This window comes from Spirillospora sp. NPDC048823 (assembly GCF_043198445.1).
Lineage (GTDB): Bacteria > Actinomycetota > Actinomycetes > Streptosporangiales > Streptosporangiaceae > Spirillospora.
The window spans coordinates 46,552-63,576 of record NZ_JBICUT010000015.1 but is presented as its reverse complement, the minus strand read 5'-3'; the positions used below and the strand labels follow the sequence as shown (position 1 = coordinate 63,576).

Genomic DNA, 17,025 nt, shown 5'->3' with positions numbered 1-17,025 from the left:
GACGGCACCGGCGTCGTGACCGCCGGCCATTCCCGAACGTGCCGCGGCCATGCGACCGGCCGGAATGTCAGCTCACCTTGCCCCGGACGTAAACCCAGTCGCCGTCATGCCTGACGAACCGGCTGACCTCGTGCAATTCCCCAGGCGCCGAACCCTCCAGGTAATGGGCGCGGAACTCGACCGTCCCCTTGCCGTCCCCGGGCCCGCCGCCTTCCTCCCGGACGATTTCCAGCCGCGTCCACCGCGTCATGGCGTCGAAACCGACCCGTTCAGGCCGCGTCGCGGGATGCCAGCTCTTCAGCAGATACGCCTCGTCCCGCTCCGCGAAAGCGCTGAACCGCGACCGCATCAACTCCGCGGCCGTCTCCGCCCGCGCCTCACCCCGATGCAGCCGTCCGCAACAATCCCGATACCGGGAGCCGGCACCGCAAGGACACTTCTTCGCCACAGCCCCATTCTGCCGTGCCGGAAGCGAAACCCGATACGGCCGGTGTCTCAGGAGTCGCCGACGACGCCGACGCCGCTGAAGTGCGGGACCTCCGGCTCGGTCCAGGGCGAAGGGTCGGGACGCCATCGCGAGCACGACACCACCCCGGGCTCCACAAGGCGCGTCCCCGCGAAGAGCCTCTCGATCCGTTCCGGGGACCGGGCGCAGATCGGCGTCCCGCCTCGGTCCATGACCTCCCGCACCGCCTGCCGCATCGCCTCGCCGTCCAGCTCGTCGGTCGTGGCGTCGCAGGTGTGGGAGATGACCAGGTGGCTGCCCGGGGCGAGCCCGCGCACCAGGTCCGCGACGAGTCGCTGCGCCTCGTCGTCGTCGAGGATGTGGTTCAGGACCCCGAGCAGCATCAGCCCGATCGGACGGTCGAAGTCCAGCGTGCCGGCCGCACCGGCCAGGACCGTCTCCGTGTCGCGGATGTCGGCCTCGATGTAGTCGCAGGCACCATCGGGAGCGCTTTGCAGCAGGGCCCGGGCGTGTGCGAGGACCAGCGGGTCATTGTCGACGTAGACGATCCGGGACGACGGGGCGACGCGCTGCGCGACCTCGTGGGTGTTGTCGACCGTGGGCAGACCCGTCCCGAGATCGAGGAACTGCCGCACTCCCTGCGAGACAAGGAATCGCACCGCGCGGCCGAGGAAGGCCCGGTCCTGTTTGGCGGAAACGGCGATCCCCGGCAGCACCCGCAGGACGGCGTCACCGGCTTCGCGGTCAACGGGGTAGTTGTCCTTGCCGCCGAGCCAGTAATCCCAGATCCGCGCCGAGTGCGGCACGCTCGTGTCGATCTCCGGTCGCGGTTCGTTCGACATCACACTCGTTCCCTCCGGACGGCGGCGATCGTCCATCATTCCGCAATTACACCGGCTCCGGGGAACCGACTCCGATTGGCATGAATTGCCAGTCGCCACGTCTGTTCACCCGAAACAGTGACGAACTTGTCCGGCTCGGCGGGTGGTTCGGTTTCCGGCCTGCGCTGGTCATATCACGGTGAAATCAGTGATCAACTCGGGGGTCTTGTCCGCTTCCGGACGCGGGGTTAGCGTGGCCATCGTCGCACCCCTCGTCGCCGTGATCCTGCCGGCGTCCACCGCCTACGCCCACGGCTACGTCTCCGCGCCGATGAGCCGGCAGGCCCAGTGTGCGGCGGGCGTCGTCCAGTGCGGCGCCATCCGGTGGGAGCCGCAGAGCGTCGAAGGTCCGAAGGGCCTGCGCAGCTGCAGCGGCGGGAACGCGCGCTTCCGCGAACTCGACGATGACGGCAAGGGCTGGCGGGCCGCCTCCGTCGGCAACACGGTGACCTTCACCTGGACGTTCACCGCCCGGCACCGCACGCTCAACTACGAGTACTACGTCGGCGGCCGGCGCGTCGCGGTGGTCGACGGCCACGACCAGCAGCCCCCTCCAGCGTGTCCCACACCGTCGACCTCGGCGGAGTCAGCGGCCGCCAGAAGGTACTGGCGATCTGGAACATCGCCGACACCGCCAACGCGTTCTACGCCTGCATCGACCTGGAGGTCAGGTGATGCGGCGGCGCGTCCTGACGCTCCTCGGCGCCGCACTTCTCGCGATGACGACGCTGTTCGTCATCCCGGCGGCACCGGCGACCGCCGCGGCGGCCTGCAACGCCCCCGACTGGGTGGCCGGGCAGTGGTACCCGGTGGGCAGCATCGTCCGGTACACCGACGGCAACCACTACATCGCGGTACATGAGAACCCCGGCTACGACCCCGTCATCAGCCACTGGTTCTGGGACCCGCACACCTGCGACGGGCCCGGCGACCCGGGAGACCCCGGCGATCCCGGCGGCTTCGTGGTGAGCCAGGCGCAGTTCCAGCAGATGTTCCCGAGCCGCAACTCCTTCTACACCTACAGCGGCCTGACCGCGGCCATGGGCTCCTTCCCCGCGTTCGCCGACACGGGCGGCGACTGACGGACGGAACCCGGCCCAGGTGCAGAGCCGCGTGAACGCCTACCAGAGGTTCACCCAGATCCTCGGCGTGCCCACCGGCGGCAACCTGACCTGCTGAGGAACCCGGCACCCGACGGACCGCGAACCTCGACCCGCGCCCGGCCGCCCCCCGGGCGCGGGTCGACTCGTCGCGCTCCGGCTCACACGGGTTCCCGGTCCGGGCACCCGGGTCGTTGCAGCGGCTAGGAGCGTTCGAGGGATGCGCGGGCCCATCGTGCCGCCTGGCGGGCGAGTTCGTCCTGCCCGTCGCGGCCGGTGCCGTACTGGATCTCGGCGACCAGGTTGCCGACACGGAAGAGGACCACGGAATCGCCGACCGGGCCGGGCGCGGCGTAGGCGGCCTCGCCGAGGTCGGGGAGCGGCGTGACCCGTCCGGTGGCCTTGGCCCGCTCCTCGGCGAGCAGGCCGCGGGCCGCGGCCGTGCTCGTCGCGGTGCGGAGCGTGAGCCTGAGCCGCTCGTCTCCCTCCGCGAGCGCGGAGGTCTGCCAGACGCAGTCCCGGCTCGGCCGTCCCGTGGACGAGTCGGGACTCTGGTCGCCGTGATTGTGGAAGGTGCGTACCAGCCTGCCCGCCTGCTCCGCGCTGATGAGACCGCACGGGGAGGGCGCGGTCGCGAAAGGGGCCGGTTCGGCCGCGCGGGAGGACGGCTCCGCCCGGGACACCGGAGGTGGCGGGTCGGCCGGATCGCGGGTGGCGATGACCACGACGGTCCCGATGACGACGACCGTCGCCACGGCGACGGCGACGGCGGCGAGGATCCAGGCACGGCCGGTCCTCGGAGACCGCGCGGGAATGGTGGGACGTCCGGTATGGGCGAGACGCGGCGACGGCGGCAGCGCCGCCGGAGGAGGAACGGTCCGCTCGCCCGTCACCAGGGCGCGCAGGTACGCCTCGGCCGCTTCCGCGCTGAGACGCGCCGCCGGATCCTTGGCCAGCAGCCGCTCCAGCAGCGGGCCCAGCGGCCCGGCGGCGCGGGGCGGATCCGGCTCGTCGGCGAGGACGGCCCCGAGCGTGCCCATCAATGAGCCCCGGGCGAAAGGCGGACGGCCCTCGGTCAGGGCGTAGAGCGTCGCGCCCAGGGACCAGAGATCGGACGCGGCACCGCCGAAGTCGTACCGCACCCGTTCGGGCGCCATATAGGCCGGGGACCCGATCAGCGAGCCCGGCCGCGTCAGCGTCGCCTCGCCCTCCAGCGCGGCGATGCCGAAGTCGGTGAGGACGGCGGCCCCATCCTCGCGCAGGAAGATGTTGGCGGGCTTGACGTCCCTGTGCAGGACCCCTTCGGCGTGGGCGGCACGGAGCGCCCCGAGGATCTCCAAGCCGATGCGCGCCACCAGATCGGGCGGCAGGGGGCCGTCGTCGGCGAGCACCGCGTCCAGGGAACGGCCGGGAAGCAGGTCCATGACGATGCACGGCCCGCCGTCCTCGACGACGACATCGTGCACGGTGACGATCGACCTGTGCCGGAGCAGGGCGGCCGCCCTCGCCTCGCGCAGGGCGCGCTGGGCCGCCAGGTCGCGCTGCTCGGGGCTCAGACGTTCGGGGAGCAGAAGCTCCTTGACCGCCACGTCCCGGCCGAGCAGGTCGTCGCGGGCACGCCACACCACGCCCATGCCGCCCTCACCGAGGCGCCGGACGAGCGTGTACCGTCCGGCGAGCGTCCGGGGCGGCGCGGTCATGACCTCGCCGCCGCCCGCGCGACCCAGCGTGCCGCTTCGCGGGCCTCACCCGGGGACGCGGTGCCGCGCTCGTAGAAATGCTCGATCCTCAGCACCGTGCTCTTCACCCGGAGCACGACGGCGGATATGTCCATGGGCTTCGACAGACCCGTGGACGTGTAGGTGAAGGCTTCGTCGCCTATCCCGGCGATTTTGCGCGCCCGGGTCTCCCGCGCCTTCACATGGTCAACGTTGATCTCGGGCCATCCCCAGTAATGGATCCCGGGTGTGGCCGCGTTCTTGGTGCTCACGTACGTGTTGTGCGCCTCGGCGGGCGACTGCGGAGGCGGTCGCCCGGTGGTGCGGCCGAGGTCGCTGATCAGGAATCCGCGTTTGGAGGCGGCCCATCCGCAGGACTCCTCGTCCTCCTCGACCCGGGGCTCGCCCTTGGCCAGCAGCCGGCTCACCTGCTGCCGGGTGAGCAGACCGCACAGGTCGAGCAGGGCGGACGTACTCGGGGACGGCGACGCGGAAGGCGCCGCCCGAGGGGTGGACGCCGACTCGGGCGTCACCCGGGCCTCGCCGTCGGAGGCGTTGAGGGCCACGGCTCCGACGGCCACGGCGCCGACCGTGACCACGGCGACGCCCGCCGCGATGGGAACCGCCACCCACCGGGGCCCTCTCCGCGGGGGAGCGGGCCACGGGACCGGAGCCGGGCCGGGCAGCCCCGACGGCCTCCCCGCGGACACATTCCGCAGAACCCGCCGCACGTCCTCGGTCTTCGGCCGCGCGGACGGGTCCTTTCGCAGCAGATACCACAGCAGCGGCGCAAGGGACCCGGCCTGCCGAGGCGGCGCCGGCTCCTCCGCCAGAACGGCCCCCAGGACCGCCATCGGACTGTCCCGCCTGAACGGCGGCCTTCCTTCAACCGCCGTATAGAGGGTGGCGGCCAGTGACCAGAGGTCGGACTCGGGACCGCCCGGCTGCTCCCGCAGCCGCTCCGGGGCGATGTACCCGGGGGAACCGACGAACGTCCCGGTGCGAGTGAGGGCCGGGTCGGCGTCGATTCTCGCGATGCCGAAGTCGGTCAGGACGACCCGGCCGTCCTCGGCGAGCAGCACGTTGCTGGGCTTGACGTCCCGGTGCACGATGCCCTTGGCGTGTGCGGCCTCAAGCGCGTCCAGCACCTCCAGGCCGATCTGCGCGGCCACCGGGGGCGGGCGCGGGCCGTCCCGCAGGAGCACCTCCTCAAGGGACGCGCCGCTCACCAACTCCATGACGATCCACGGCCGCTCGTCCTCGATCACCACGTCGTGCACGGTGATGACGCCGGGGTGGTCGATCAGCGCCGCAGCCCGCGCCTCTCGCTGTGCCCGGCCGGTCGCCACCCGGCGCTCCTCCGCCGTGAGAACGTCCGGGAAGACGATCTCCTTGATCGCCACGGTGCGGCGCAGCGTCACGTCCACGGCGGCCCACACCGTGCCCATTCCCCCGCTGCCGAGCCGTTCCCCCAGGCGGTAGCGGCCGGCGAGCACATGATCTGACACCTGACCCTCGGTCCTCCTGCCATCGGATCGCTGGAAACCGGGCCGGCGAAGACGCCTTGGATGCTGTGCGCCTCCGGCAGGATTCGAACCTGCGGCACCCGCTTTAGGAGAGCGGTGCTCTATCCCCTGAGCTACGGAGGCATGTCGTCGCTCGCGGCAAGAGCGTAGCGGACGGCACCTACAGGGTAGGGGAAGGGGCGCGTTGCCCGCTCCCTCTTATGTGGCGCCCTGGGGCCCTAGGCCTGCTGGGGCCGCTGTGGGTACGCTTCGGTGCCGTGACGGGTCGGCATCGCGGGCAGCCGGGTGGCAAGGCCGCCGAAGACGAGGTGGACGAGAGTTCGTCCCGGGGCAAATGGATCGGCGTCGCCGCCGGTGCCGTCGTGGTGCCCGTCGTGCTGGTCACCTTGATCGTGTTCGGGTCGCGTGAAGAGCCGCCGGGGGACCTTCCGGGGACGGTGGGGACCTCCGCGCAGAAGGTGGCGCCCGCCCCCGCGGGAGAGCCGACGTACGGGAAGTACATACCGCCCGAGCAGGAGCCGCAGGCGGCGACGAAGGCGCCGAGGCGGGCGCCCGCTCCCAGGGCCACACCGCGGCGGACGAGGCGCCCCACGTCGCCGTCGCCGTCGCCGTCGACCAGGAGGCCGTGCCCGCCGGGGTGGGAGGACGTCTGGTGGATGCGCCGGTGGTGCGAGCAGCGCGATGATCGTGACGGTCACCGTGGCCGCTGAACCGATTACGCACAGGTCATCGTAGAACGTGTAGTACCGTTCTGCCGCTGTTCCGTATTTGGGCATCAGGAGGAAAACCACCGTGCCTTACCCCCGGTCGGCGGCGCTGACCGCGGTCTTCCTGGTGATGACGACGCTCTCACCGCTTGGCGCCGCAGGCGCGGCCGAAGGGGACACCCTGGAGTCGTTGCGCCGTGAGGCGTCGAAGGCTCGCGACGAGCTGGAGAAGGCCACGAAGCAGATGAAGGGCCGGAAGAAGGATCTGGACGCCTCGCAGGTCAAGCTGCGGGGCACCCTGAAGGACCTCGCGGTGGCCGAGGCGGAGCTGAACAAGATCCGGGAGCCGCTGGCCAGGCTGGCGAACTCGTCGTACAAGCAGAGCGGATCCGTCGGGTCCATGGCGATCTTCGGTGGGGGCGATCCGAGCCAGGCGCTTCGTTCGACGGCGGACGTGACGTTGCTCGCCAGGTCGCAGCAGGCGCTTGTGGACCGTGCCGACGACCTGCAGTCGCGGCGGAAACGGCTCGCGTCGACCGCCCAGGAACTGCAGTCGCGCAACGCGGTCGAGCAGACCCGCCTCCAGCAGGAGGTGGACGGGTTGAAGAGCAAGTCGGCGCAGCTCACCGAGCAGCTCAACACGATGCTCGACAAGCTGGCGGTGAGCAGGCTGAAGCGTCTGCAGCTCAAATGCGACGAGAGCCTCGCCGCCGACGCCAAGCAGTTCCCCAACGGGCTGATCCCGGCGAAGTATCTCTGTGCCCTGCCGCAGAAGGGGCACAAGCTGCGGGCGGACGCGGCACTGGGCTTCTACAAGCTGAACGCGTCGTACAAGCGCCGGTTCGGCCGCGACATGTGCGTCACGGACGCGTACCGGAGCCTGTCGGAGCAGCACTCGGTCTACGCGCGGAGGCCCGGTTTCGCGGCCGTCCCCGGGACGAGCAACCACGGCAAGGGCCAGGCGCTCGACCTCTGCGGCGGCATTCAGCGCTCGGGCTCCGTCCAGTTCAACTGGATGGAGGCCAACGCAGGGAAGTTCGGATGGATCCACCCGGCGTGGGCCTACAGCAGCCCGTTCGAGCCGTGGCACTGGGAGTTCGGCACCGAGAACGAATGACCCGGACCGAATCGCCCCTTCCATGGCCGTCTGCGCGCGGGGTGTCGCCTTCGGACATCGCCCGAGGGCGACACACGGCACGGGCGTACCGAGGCTAGGCGGAGCCGCCCTGGTAGGGGACCTCGGTGGCGGGGACGACCTCGGCGGTGCAGTAGCGGCAGCGGCGGGCCTTCACGGGGATGTCGCTGAGGCACTGCGGGCACTCGTGCTCGGTGGCCTCCTTACCCCGGTCCATGCGCTCGATCAGCTTGGCCGTCGGCAGCACCACGAGGAAGTAGACGATCGCCGCCGTGATGACGAACGCGATCGCCGAGGTCACGAAGATTCCATAAGGGAACTTGGTGCCGTTGATCGTCACGGCCAGGGCCGTGTAGTCGGGCTCGCCGCCGATCAACGCGATCAGCGGTGTGATGAAGGAACTCGCGAAGTCCTTCACGAGGCTGGCGAACGCTGCTCCGACGACGAACGCGACCGCGAGTTCGACGAGGTTTCCGCGCAGGAGGAACTTTTTGAAACCACTCATGCCGGCTCCGGGGAATCGGGGGTGCGCCCGCCGGGGGAACGGGAGCGCAGGAACGGCCACGGATAGTAATGAAACCTGGCGAGACATGCCAAGCGGACTCGTTGCCGGCCGGGTCGTCAGGGGACGGGGTCGCCTTGACGGGGGGCGATCGTCAGGGTCAGGGGAGCGGGGGCGGCCGCGAGGGCGAGGGCCTGGGCTCTGTCGGTCGCGAGGACTATCAGGGCGCCCTGCCGGCCGCCGGCTTCGTTCGGTGCGGGGACGGTGATGACGGACACCGATGACACCACTACCCGGGCGTCGCCTCGTAGCCGGCCCGCGGTGGCGTCGGGCAAGGCGGGCGGTGCCGGGCCGGTCAGGACGTCGATGTGGTCGCCGGGGTGGAGGAGGCGGACGGCGTCGCCGTCGGCGATGCGGACCGGGGTGGCGACCGTGCCGGGGCCGTAGGCGCGGAGCAGGCCGTCGCCGACGACGCGGGCGTCGGTGAGGGGTTCGCCTTCGCGCATGGGGGCGGCGAGGACGCGGCCGGTGCCGGAGCGGAGGGTGCCGGACGGGACGGCGGCGGGCGGCAGGTCCACGTGGTGCACGTCGGATGGGGCGAGGGTGGCTCCAGCCGGGAGGTCGCGGGCGGCGGCGAGGACGCGGACGGACGGCGGCGGGGCCGGGCGCAGCGCCATGAAGGCGAGGCCGGCGGCGGCCGCGGCGAGCAGTGCCGCGAGCGGCCGTCGCAGGCCGGCTAAGCGGGCGTTCACGGCAGCTCCAGGGGGAGCTTCATGCCCTCCAGGACGTCCGGGCAGGGGCAGGCGCGCTCGGTGGGCAGCGTCTTGACGACGTCGGCCACGAGTGTGCGGAGACGGTCGATGTTCTCGCCGAAGACGCGGAGGACCTCCTCCATGGTGACGCCCTCACCCTCCTCGATGCCCGCGTCGAGGTCTGTGACGAGGCACAGGGACGTGTAGCAGAGGGCGAGTTCCCGGGCGAGGACGGCCTCGGGGTGGCCGGTCATCCCGATGAGCGTCCAGCCCTGGGAGGCGAACCACTGCGATTCCGCCCGGGTCGAGAAGCGCGGCCCCTCGATGACGACGAGGGTGCCGCGGTCGACGGGGGCCCAGCCGGCCGTCCGCGCGGACTCCGCGGCGGCGCGGCGGCCCGCCGGGCAGTACGGGTCGGAGAACGACACGTGCACGGCGGCGCCCGCCTCGTAGTAGGTCTGCTCGCGCCCGGACGTGCGATCGGCGAGCTGGTCGGGGATGGCGAGCGTGCCCGGGCCGTGGCCGGGGGTGAGGGAGCCGACCGCGCTCGGCGCCAGGACCTGCCGGACGCCGAGTGAGCGCAGCGCCCACATGTTGGCCCGGTACGGGATCTTGTGCGGCGGGAACCGGTGGTCGCGGCCGTGCCGGGGGACGAACGCGACGCGGCGGCCCGCCAGCTCGCCGACGGCGATGGGGTCGCTGGGAGGGCCGTACGGGGTCTCGACCCGCACCTCCTCGACGTCGTGGAGGAACGAGTAGAACCCGGAGCCGCCGATGACCCCGATCTCGGCGGCTGGCGGTGCGGCGGAAGGCTGAGTGGACATGCGCCGACATTAGCCACCTCGCGCAGGCGCCCGGGAGGCCGTCCGCCGATTGTGGATAACTCCGCGTCCAAAGCCGGAAGAGCCGACAGGACCGGAAGAGCCGAAGGGGGCCCGGCCGAAGCCGGGCCCCCTTCCCTTCCCGTCCCGGCCGGAGCCGGGGTCGGTGGCGGCGTCAGCCGACCGGGTCGAGCACCTTGGGCGGGTCGGCGACCGGCTCGCGCTTGGCGAGGCGGCCCGGCGCCCAGATCCGCCGCCCGATGTCGTACGACAGCGCGGGAAGCAGCAGGGACCGGACGATGAGGGTGTCGAGCAGAACCCCGAACGCGACCGCGAAGCCCATCTCGACCATGAACACCAGCGGCAGCGTGACCATGGAGGCGAACGTGGCCGCCAGGACCAGGCCCGCCGAGGTGATCACACCGCCGGTGACGGTGAGGCCGCGCTGGATGCCGCGGCGGGTGCCGAGGGCCTGCGATTCCTCCCGGACGCGGTGCATCAGGAAGATGTTGTAGTCGACGCCCAGTGCGACCAGGAAGATGAAGGCCAGCAGCGGGAAGCCGGAGTCGGTCCCCTCGAACCCGAACCCGTACTCGAAGATCACCGCACAGGCGCCGAGCGAGGCCAGGAACGACAGGACCACGGTGCCCATCATCAGCAGCGGCGCGATGAGGGCGCGCAGCAGTGCGACGAGGATCAGGAACACCACGGCCAGCACGATCGGGATGATCACCTTGTTGTCGCGGGACGAGGCCCGCTGGATGTCCAGGGACGTCGCGGTCATGCCGCCGACCTTGGCGTTCGCGGACGGGACGTCGTGCACGGCGGCGCGCAGCCGGTCGATGGTCGCGCGGGCGGCCTCGCCGTCCGCCGCGTCCTTCAGCGTCGCCTCGTATTTGACCAGCCCGTTCACCGTGGCCGGTGCGCCGATCTGGGCGACGCCGGACGTACCGCGGACGGTCTCGGCGATCTTGTCGGACGCCGATGCGGAGCCGATGACGACGGCCGGGGAACCCGAGCCGGCGGGGTAGTGCCGGGCGACGGCCTCCGTGCCCTGGACGGAGTCGGGGCGTCCGGTGAACATCCCCGCGTCCGAGAGGCCGTCGGCCTTGAGCGTGCCCAGGCCGAGGCTGAGGACGATCAGGCCGAGCATGGTGGCGGCCCAGAGCGCGCGCGGGCGCTTGCGGATGAGACCGGCCACCCGGCTCCAGATGCCGTGCTCCGACTCGTACGCCTCCGGCTCCAGGTACTTGACGTCGTAGCGGGGGATCAGCGGCCAGAACAGCCACCGTCCGCAGATGACGAGCAGCGCCGGCAGGAGGGTCGTCATCGCGGCGAGGGCGGTCAGGACGCCCGCGGCGGCCACGGGACCCATGCCCGCGGTGGAGTTCATCTCGGCGAGCAGCAGGCACAGCAGGCCGACCGCGACGGTGGCGGCGGACGCGATGATGGCGGGTCCGGCGCGGTGCAGCGCGTAGGCCATGGCCTCGTGCCGGTCCTCGTGGCGGTGCAGTTCCTCCCGATAACGGGCGACGAGCAGCAGTGCGTAGTCGGTGGCGACGCCGAAGACGAGGACGGTCAGGATTCCGGCGCTCTGGCCGTTGACGGTGAGGTCCCCGTACTTGGCCAGCAGATACACCAGTGATTGGGCCAGCCCGAGGGCGAAGAGGGCGCTCAGCACCGGCACGAACCAGAGCATCGGGCTGCGGTAGATGATGAGCAGAAGGACGATGACGACGGAGCCCGCGGCCATGAGCAGGAACCCGTCGATGGTCTCGAAGACCTCGAACTGGTCGGCGCCGCTTCCGGCGGGGCCGGTGACGTGCGAGGCCAGCCCGGGAGGTCCGCGCTCGGCGAGTTCACGCGCCCCGTCGACGGCGCCGGTCAGGTCCTCGTCCGTGAGGGGCACGAGGGTCTGCAGCGCTTTCCCGTCCTCGGACGGGATCGGGCCCTGTACCTTCTGTGCGCCGGGCAGGTTCTGCAATGCGGAGACGTCCGAGGCGGCCTTCGCGCGGTCCTCGGCGGTGATTCCCCCGGCGCGTTCGTAGACGACGACCGCGAGCATCGTCTCGTCCTTGCGGAACTGTTCTTCCAGTTCGACGACCTGGGTCGATTCGGCTCCGGCGGGGAGCCAGGACGCCGCGTCGTTCTCCTCGACGTCGCCGAGCTTGCCGGCCAGGGGGCCGAGGGCGACGAGCAGGACGACCCACAGGGCCAGGACTGCCCACTTGGTGCGCCTGCCGGCGATCAGTCCGGCCAGACGGTGCGCCCACGTTCTGGGGGGAGCCGGGCTCTGTGTGCTCATGGTTCCTCTCCTGTGCACTTTCCGAAAAGAGAGCCGGCCTGCCGGTCGACCCTCATCCCCTAGATCGTCGTCGGATGGCACCGCCGGCGCCTCCGGCGTGAGATTGGACCTGGGCTACGTCGTCTGGGGCACGTGCCGCCACCGCGGCTACCACCTGAGATGTAGTCCGCACCATGGCCAGGAGGAGATAACCGGAGGGTATCCCCGATTATCTCCGGTGCGGTACTTCCAGTGCGACCGCCACCGAGGATGTGCAGGACATGCGGCTGTCCGGGCATGGCGAAAGCCGGGAGATCCGCCGGCCGCACCAGAGGGGCGGCGGATCTCCCGGCTTGCAGTGCGCGGGGCCCGGAGGAGCTCCGAAAGGCGTCAGGCGACCTTTTCGGAGGACGAGGAGGAGGACGACGCCGTACCGGAGGACGAGGAGGAGTCGCTACCAGAGGACGAGGAGGAAGACGACGAAGACTTCTCCGACTTCTCCGACTTGGAGGAGTCGGACGACGACGAGTCGCCGTTCGAGGCGGAGCCGTTGGACGAGACGCCCGCGGTCGAGGTCTTGCCGGAACCGCGGCTGTCGGTGCGGTAGAAGCCCGACCCCTTGAAGATGATCCCCGCCGCCGAGAAGACCTTGCGCAGCCTGCCCTGGCAAGCCGGGCATTCGGTCAGCGCGTCGTCGCTGAACTTCTGCACGACCTCCAGAGGCTCGGCGCACTCGGTGCAAACGTACTGATACGTCGGCACGGTTCCTCCTCGCTGACTCAGCCCGGTTCGACCCGGGCTGGCACTCACTGTGAACGACTGCTAATGCTACCCGGTAGCGGAAACAGGATTCGCCCCTGGTCTGTTCCTGACCGGCCTGGTCTGTCCCTGACCGGTCAGATGCCCTTCTCACCGAACCAGCCGGCCAGCCTGCCCTTCCGGCTGACCGCGCGCAGACGGCGTTCCGTGGCCTCACGCACGGCGTCGGTGGTCACGACCAGGAGGGTGTCACCCGCTTGCAGAGGCGTGGTGGGTTCCGGGACGAAGCTGGACCCGTTCCGCACGATGAGCGTGACGGACGCGCCGGGCGGCAGCCGCAGCTCGAAGATCTCCACGCCGTTCAGCATCGAGTCCGCCGGGATCCGGACCTCCAGCAGGTCGGCGTGCAATTCCTCCAGCGGCGCCGCCTCCACGTCCAGTTCCCGGGTCTGCTCGTCGCTCTCCAGCCGGCACCAGCGCGCCGCCAGCGGCAGTGTGGGCCCCTGGAGCAGAGTGAAGACCACCACGATGGTGAAGACGATCGAGAAGATCCGGCCGGACGACTCGACCCCCTGCGCCATCGGGATGGTGGCGAGCACGATCGGGACGGCGCCGCGCAGCCCGGCCCAGGACGCGAACATCTTCTCGCCCCACGACATCTTGAACCCGATCGTGGACAGCACGATCGACACGGGACGCGCGATCAGCAGCAGCACGAACCCGATCAGCAGCGCGGGCACGATCTGGCCGGGCAGTTTGCCGGGGGAGGCCAGCAGGCCCAGCATCACGAACACCCCGATCTGGGCCAGCCAGGCGATGCCCTCGGCGAAGCCGCGGGTGGCGGGCCGGTGCGGGAGCCGGGCGTTGCCGAGGACGACACCGGCGACGTAAACGGCGAGGAACCCGCTGGCGTGCAGCAGCGACGCGACGGCGTAGGCGCCGATGGCCAGCGACAGCACCGCGATCGGGTAGAGGCCGGAGGCGGGCAGCGCGAGGCGGCGCAGCCCCTGCGCACCGAGCCAGGCGATGCCGATGCCGATGAGGGCGCCGGCGGCCAGCTCGTACACCATCAGGCCGAACAGCTCGCCGAGGTGGGGTGCGCTGGTGTGGGTGCTGAGCGCGATCACGATGATCACGACGGGCGCGTCGTTGAAGCCGGACTCGGCCTCCAGCAGCCCGGACAGCCGGGACGGCAGCGGTAGCCGCCGCAGCACGGAGAACACGGCGGCCGCGTCGGTCGGGGCGAGCACGGCACCGAGCAGGAACGCCGGCCGCCAGTCCATGTCGACCAGCCACATCGCGGACAGCGCCACCACGACGATGCTGATCAGCGTGCCGATCGTGGACACCGCGATGGCGGCGGGCACCGAGGGCCGCACGTGCCGCCAGCTGGTGGTGACACCGCCCTCGGCGAGGATCAGGACGAGCGCGGCGAAGCCGAGCGTATGAGCCAGCTCGACGTCGTCGAAGTTGATGTGGAGGGGGCCGGACTCGCCGATGAAAAGGCCGAGGCCCATGTACGCCAGGAGGGACGGCAGGCCGGCCCGATGGGACAGCCTGACCGCGACGATGGCGCTGAGTACGAGCGTGGCCCCGAGGAGTAGCCAGATGTCGAGATGCACATCCCACCCTTCGGGGTCGTCAAAGTTGATCGTTTAGGAATCCTACAGATTCACGGGCCGATCGCATATTTGCGGTTGAGGGATGGCATGCCGGGGATCCCCGTTATCGCCGTCTGACGTGCGGGTTCACACCGTTGACCACATTCTGCACCTCGCGTCCCTCGACGGCCGCGGTGACGTTGTCGCGCACGGCCGCCACGAGGTTCAACTGTGACTGCACGGACGTCCCGGCCGCGTGCGGAGACACCAGCACGTCCTCGTGGGTGCGGAGCGGATGGTCCGCTCCAAGGGGCTCCTCGTCGAACACGTCCAGGGCCGCGCCCGCCAGCCGTCCCGACTCCAAGGCCGCGACGATGGCGTCGTCCGGCACGATGCCCCCGCGCGCCACGTTCACCAGCAGCGCGTCGTCCGGCAGCAGGGCGAGACGTTCGGGACCGATCAGCCCGCGGGTCTCGTCCGTCAGCGGCAGGGCGAGGACGACGATGTCGGACGTGGCCAGCAGGTCGTCCAGCTCCCTGAACCTGGCCGCGGCCTCTGGACGAGGACGCCTCGTCCAGTAGGAGACGGCGCAGCCGAGCGCCGCGAACAGCCGCGCCGCCTCGGCGCCGATCGCGCCGAATCCGACGATGCCTACGCGCTGGGTGTGGATCTCGCGGGGCCGCCGGGCGACCACCTCCATCTGCGGCCACCCGCCCGCGCGGACGCCCCGGTCGGCCCAGGCGAGATGGCGGCACAGCGCGAACGACGCACCCACCGCCCACTCGGCGACCCCGCGCGCGTTGAAGCCCGCCGCGTTCGCCGCGGGCACGTCCGCGGCGGTGAGCGCGGCGATGTCGATGCTGTCCGTCCCGACGGCGGGCATCTGGACGAACGCCAGGCGCGGCGCGGCCCGTACGGCTTCGGCGTCCATGGCCAGCCGTCCGCTGAAGTCGGCGATCACGATGTCGGCGCCGGGAAGCGCGGACAGCATCGCGGCGCGCTCCCTGGCCTGCGGGAACATCACCTCCGCGGCGTCCCCGAGCGGTTCGAACAGCCGCCGGACGACGTGCTGGTCGATCGGGGGCAGGGACAGGATCCGCCACGGCGCCGTCATCTGGAACCTCCCGTTCCTCCCCCGCCCGACCGCTACCGCGATCTTGCCTTCCTCACTCTAATGAGCCCCGCGGACGACCCGCCCGGCCCGGGTCGCCGGCCCGCTCGTCAGCCGAGGCGGACGAGGCCCTGCGACGGCGTCACGGCCGCGCGGACGCGCTGGTCGTGCGGTTCGGCCGGCACGGTCTGCAGAAGCTCCTGGTCGTACAGCAGCGCCACGGTCAGGATCGCCGGGCCGACCCGGGCGAGCGCCCGGTCGTAAGACCCGCCGCCGCGGCCGAGGCGCATCCCGGTGCGGTCGGCGGCGAGCGCCGGGACGAGAACGACGTCAGCGCTGGCCACCGCGCCGGGCCCGCGGGGCGGCTCGGACGGCTCCGGGCATCCGCCCGGCCCTGGGACGAGCGAGTCGGGGCCCTCATAGGACGCCCAGTCGAGATCGCCGTCCGGGAGCAGCCGGGGGAGCAGCACGTAGGTGCCGCGCTTCCACAGCGCGAACAGCAGCCCGCGGGTGTCCGGTTCGGTGCCGATCGAGACGTACGCCGCGACGGTCCCCGCCATCTCGACCTCGGGGACCGGCAGCAGCGCGTCCCGGATCGATCTCCCGGCCGCCGCGCGGGCTTCGGGCGGCATCGCCGCACGTCTGCCGATCAGTTCGGCTCGTAGGTCGCTCTTCGAAACGATGTCCTGCACGCTGCCGTCCTCGTGGGTGGCTAGGGTCATTACATGGCCGACACTGCACCTGTGCTCAAGGCGGTCGTCCCGGCGGCCGGTCTCGGTACCCGATTCTTGCCCGCCACCAAGGCGACTCCCAAGGAAATGCTGCCCATCGTCGACAAACCTGCGATCCAGTACGTCGTCGAGGAGGCGGTGGACGCGGGTCTCAGCGACGTCCTGATGGTCACCGGCCGCAGCAAGCGGTCCATCGAGGACCACTTCGACCGGGCGTACGAGCTGGAGGAGGCACTGCGCGCCAAGGGCGACGACGAGCGCCTCAACGCCGTCCATGCGTCCAGTGACCTGGCCATCATGCATTATGTGCGGCAGGGCGAGCCACGCGGGCTCGGGCACGCGGTGCACTGCGCCCGCCAGCACGTCGGCCACGAGCCCTTCGCGGTGCTGCTCGGCGACGACATGATCGACGCGCGCGACAACCTGCTGCGGCGCATGATCGAAGTGCGGGGGCGGTACGGCGGCAGCGTGGTCGCGCTGATGGAGGTCGAGCCCGACCAGGTCTCCTCGTACGGGTGCGCGGCCATCGAGGCGACCGGCGAGGACGACGTCGTCCGGATCTCCGACCTCGTCGAGAAGCCCTCCGCCGAGGAGGCGCCGAGCAACTGGATCATCATCGGCCGGTACGTCTGCGACCCCGCGGTGTTCGACGTCCTGGAGAAGACCCCGCCGGGACGCGGCGGCGAGATCCAGCTGACCGACGCCCTGCGCACCCTCGCCGACACGCCCGCCGACCAGGGCGGCGGCGTCTACGGGGTCAAGTTCCGGGGACGCCGCTACGACACGGGCAACAAGCTCGAATACCTGCGGACGGTCGTCCAGTTCGCCTCGGAACGCCCCGACCTGGCGCCGGAGTTCATCCCGTGGCTGCGTGAGTTCGTGCGCGAGTACGACGCGTCCGGCGGCGTGGGCGGCTCCGGGGACTCGTGAC

The 17,025-nt window shown here is 71.1% G+C and carries 16 protein-coding genes, 1 tRNA gene and 1 pseudogene; 5 read left to right on the top strand and 13 right to left on the bottom strand.

Translation table 11 applies throughout. The features are described from left to right. Positions 1-67 precede the first annotated feature (67 nt). Together ACGFK0_RS28925 and ACGFK0_RS28920 are read right to left on the bottom strand one after the other, a co-directional pair. Positions 68-448, bottom strand: coding sequence for a YchJ family protein (locus tag ACGFK0_RS28925; protein ID WP_392910383.1), 381 nt, complete (start codon positions 446-448; stop codon positions 68-70). Positions 449-495: 47 nt separating this feature from the next. Next, complete coding sequence (locus tag ACGFK0_RS28920) at positions 496-1,308, bottom strand: SAM-dependent methyltransferase (protein ID WP_392910379.1); 813 nt, start codon at positions 1,306-1,308, stop codon at positions 496-498. Positions 1,309-1,513: 205 nt separating this feature from the next. Here ACGFK0_RS28920 and ACGFK0_RS28915 point away from each other — a divergent pair. Together ACGFK0_RS28915 and ACGFK0_RS28910 are read left to right on the top strand one after the other, a co-directional pair. Then, positions 1,514-2,022: pseudogene (locus ACGFK0_RS28915) on the top strand (lytic polysaccharide monooxygenase auxiliary activity family 9 protein). Next, on the top strand, positions 2,022-2,429 hold the full coding sequence (locus tag ACGFK0_RS28910) for a hypothetical protein (protein ID WP_392910377.1): 408 nt from the start codon (positions 2,022-2,024) through the stop codon (positions 2,427-2,429). The pseudogene ACGFK0_RS28915 and the gene ACGFK0_RS28910 overlap by 1 nt, the downstream one beginning before the upstream one ends. Positions 2,430-2,650: 221 nt before the next feature. Here ACGFK0_RS28910 and ACGFK0_RS28905 read toward each other — a convergent pair whose 3' ends face one another. From ACGFK0_RS28905 to ACGFK0_RS28895, 3 genes are all read right to left on the bottom strand, one after another. Continuing rightward, positions 2,651-4,147: a serine/threonine-protein kinase gene (locus tag ACGFK0_RS28905; RefSeq protein WP_392910375.1), complete on the bottom strand. Its 1,497-nt coding sequence runs from the start codon at positions 4,145-4,147 to the stop codon at positions 2,651-2,653. Next, positions 4,144-5,673, bottom strand: a complete 1,530-nt coding sequence (locus ACGFK0_RS28900; RefSeq protein WP_392910373.1) for a serine/threonine-protein kinase — start codon at positions 5,671-5,673, stop codon at positions 4,144-4,146. The genes ACGFK0_RS28905 and ACGFK0_RS28900 overlap by 4 nt, the downstream gene beginning before the upstream one ends. A gap of 68 nt (positions 5,674-5,741) precedes the next feature. Further along, positions 5,742-5,814: transfer RNA gene (locus ACGFK0_RS28895), tRNA-Arg, on the bottom strand. 134 nt (positions 5,815-5,948) lie between these two features. Between ACGFK0_RS28895 and ACGFK0_RS28890 the strand changes: the two genes are divergently transcribed. Beyond that, positions 5,949-6,401, top strand: a complete 453-nt coding sequence (locus ACGFK0_RS28890) for a hypothetical protein (protein ID WP_392910371.1) — start codon at positions 5,949-5,951, stop codon at positions 6,399-6,401. Positions 6,402-6,483: 82 nt separating this feature from the next. Then, complete coding sequence (locus ACGFK0_RS28885; RefSeq protein ID WP_392910369.1) at positions 6,484-7,515, top strand: D-alanyl-D-alanine carboxypeptidase family protein; 1,032 nt, start codon at positions 6,484-6,486, stop codon at positions 7,513-7,515. 94 nt (positions 7,516-7,609) lie between these two features. Here ACGFK0_RS28885 and mscL read toward each other — a convergent pair whose 3' ends face one another. The 8 genes from mscL to ACGFK0_RS28845 all read right to left on the bottom strand — a co-directional run bounded on the left by mscL (position 7,610) and on the right by ACGFK0_RS28845 (position 16,085). After that, positions 7,610-8,038: a large conductance mechanosensitive channel protein MscL gene (gene mscL / locus ACGFK0_RS28880; RefSeq protein ID WP_392910366.1), complete on the bottom strand. Its 429-nt coding sequence runs from the start codon at positions 8,036-8,038 to the stop codon at positions 7,610-7,612. Between the two features lie 116 nt (positions 8,039-8,154). Further along, positions 8,155-8,787, bottom strand: a complete 633-nt coding sequence (locus ACGFK0_RS28875) for an SAF domain-containing protein (protein ID WP_392910363.1) — start codon at positions 8,785-8,787, stop codon at positions 8,155-8,157. Then, the gene (locus tag ACGFK0_RS28870; protein ID WP_392910361.1) at positions 8,784-9,611 is read right to left on the bottom strand and encodes an S-methyl-5'-thioadenosine phosphorylase; all 828 of its coding nucleotides are present in this window, start codon (positions 9,609-9,611) and stop codon (positions 8,784-8,786) included. The genes ACGFK0_RS28875 and ACGFK0_RS28870 overlap by 4 nt, the downstream gene beginning before the upstream one ends. Positions 9,612-9,783: 172 nt before the next feature. Beyond that, positions 9,784-11,913: an MMPL family transporter gene (locus tag ACGFK0_RS28865; RefSeq protein WP_392910359.1), complete on the bottom strand. Its 2,130-nt coding sequence runs from the start codon at positions 11,911-11,913 to the stop codon at positions 9,784-9,786. Positions 11,914-12,282: 369 nt separating this feature from the next. Continuing rightward, a complete protein-coding gene (locus tag ACGFK0_RS28860) occupies positions 12,283-12,654 on the bottom strand; it encodes an FmdB family zinc ribbon protein (protein WP_392910357.1) in 372 nt (123 codons plus the stop codon). 134 nt (positions 12,655-12,788) lie between these two features. Continuing rightward, a complete protein-coding gene (locus tag ACGFK0_RS28855) occupies positions 12,789-14,273 on the bottom strand; it encodes a potassium/proton antiporter (protein WP_392910355.1) in 1,485 nt (494 codons plus the stop codon). A 103-nt stretch (positions 14,274-14,376) separates the two neighbouring features. Next, complete coding sequence (locus tag ACGFK0_RS28850; RefSeq protein ID WP_392910353.1) at positions 14,377-15,366, bottom strand: NAD(P)-dependent oxidoreductase; 990 nt, start codon at positions 15,364-15,366, stop codon at positions 14,377-14,379. Between the two features lie 107 nt (positions 15,367-15,473). Continuing rightward, positions 15,474-16,085: a 5-formyltetrahydrofolate cyclo-ligase gene (locus tag ACGFK0_RS28845; RefSeq protein WP_392910351.1), complete on the bottom strand. Its 612-nt coding sequence runs from the start codon at positions 16,083-16,085 to the stop codon at positions 15,474-15,476. A gap of 3 nt (positions 16,086-16,088) precedes the next feature. Here ACGFK0_RS28845 and galU point away from each other — a divergent pair, with 3 nt between their 5' ends. After that, positions 16,089-17,024 carry a UTP--glucose-1-phosphate uridylyltransferase GalU gene (gene galU / locus ACGFK0_RS28840; RefSeq protein ID WP_392910349.1) on the top strand — a complete coding sequence of 312 codons (936 nt, stop codon included), beginning with the start codon at positions 16,089-16,091 and terminating at the stop codon, positions 17,022-17,024. The last annotated feature ends 1 nt before the right edge of the window (position 17,025 follow it).

Bases quoted from the DNA above. Each gene is read 5' to 3' on its own strand.
- ACGFK0_RS28920 (WP_392910379.1), bottom strand. From the start codon at position 1,308: ATGTCGAACGAACCGCGACCGGAGATCGACACGAGCGTGCCGCACTCG.
- ACGFK0_RS28910 (WP_392910377.1), top strand. From the start codon at position 2,022: ATGCGGCGGCGCGTCCTGACGCTCCTCGGCGCCGCACTTCTCGCGATG.
- ACGFK0_RS28905 (WP_392910375.1), bottom strand. From the start codon at position 4,147: ATGACCGCGCCGCCCCGGACGCTCGCCGGACGGTACACGCTCGTCCGG.
- mscL (WP_392910366.1), bottom strand. From the start codon at position 8,038: ATGAGTGGTTTCAAAAAGTTCCTCCTGCGCGGAAACCTCGTCGAACTC.
- ACGFK0_RS28870 (WP_392910361.1), bottom strand. From the start codon at position 9,611: ATGTCCACTCAGCCTTCCGCCGCACCGCCAGCCGCCGAGATCGGGGTC.
- ACGFK0_RS28865 (WP_392910359.1), bottom strand. From the start codon at position 11,913: ATGAGCACACAGAGCCCGGCTCCCCCCAGAACGTGGGCGCACCGTCTG.
- ACGFK0_RS28850 (WP_392910353.1), bottom strand. From the start codon at position 15,366: ATGACGGCGCCGTGGCGGATCCTGTCCCTGCCCCCGATCGACCAGCAC.
- ACGFK0_RS28845 (WP_392910351.1), bottom strand. From the start codon at position 16,085: ATGACCCTAGCCACCCACGAGGACGGCAGCGTGCAGGACATCGTTTCG.
- galU (WP_392910349.1), top strand. From the start codon at position 16,089: ATGGCCGACACTGCACCTGTGCTCAAGGCGGTCGTCCCGGCGGCCGGT.